General features: G+C 52.4%; 1 rRNA gene. It reads right to left on the reverse strand.

Annotated elements, in window-relative coordinates:
* Nucleotides 1-538 (reverse strand): 16S ribosomal RNA (locus N825_RS35645); the annotation flags it as partial.
* Nucleotides 539-843: the final 305 nt, after the last annotated feature.

The raw sequence follows: 843 nt of genomic DNA on the forward strand, positions 1-843 counted from the left end.
CCGTATTACCGCGGCTGCTGGCACGGAGTTAGCCGGTGCTTCTTCTGCGAGTAACGTCAATTGATGAGCGTATTAAGCTCACCACCTTCCTCCTCGCTGAAAGTGCTTTACAACCCGAAGGCCTTCTTCACACACGCGGCATGGCTGCATCAGGCTTGCGCCCATTGTGCAATATTCCCCACTGCTGCCTCCCGTAGGAGTCTGGACCGTGTCTCAGTTCCAGTGTGGCTGGTCATCCTCTCAGACCAGCTAGGGATCGTCGCCTAGGTGAGCCATTACCCCACCTACTAGCTAATCCCATCTGGGCACATCTGATGGCAAGAGGCCCGAAGGTCCCCCTCTTTGGTCTTGCGACGTTATGCGGTATTAGCTACCGTTTCCAGTAGTTATCCCCCTCCATCAGGCAGTTTCCCAGACATTACTCACCCGTCCGCCGCTCGTCACCCAGGGAGCAAGCTCCCTTGTGCTACCGCTCGACTTGCATGTGTTAAGCCTGCCGCCAGCGTTCAATCTGAGCCATGATCAAACTCTTCAATTAAAAGCTTGATTTGCTTCCACTCGAGAAGCGATGCTCAAAGATTTACTGCATGAATTTTACTTCAGTTAGTCACTCTTCAAGACTTGATATTTTTTTGCATCCGAAGATGCTGGATATCGTCTTGTGGAGTGCCCACACAGATTGTCTGATAAATTGTTAAAGAGCAGTGCCGAGAAACTCATCGGCGCGGGCTGCGTATACTACGCTTTTCGCCCGGAGAGTCAAGCGTTTATTTCGCTTTCTTCTCGCTGACCCGGCGGCTTGTCAGTCGTTGTTCCCGGTCAGTGGAGGCGCATTATAGGGAG

The sequence above is a fragment of the Skermanella stibiiresistens SB22 genome, assembly GCF_000576635.1.
Taxonomy (GTDB): domain Bacteria; phylum Pseudomonadota; class Alphaproteobacteria; order Azospirillales; family Azospirillaceae; genus Skermanella; species Skermanella stibiiresistens.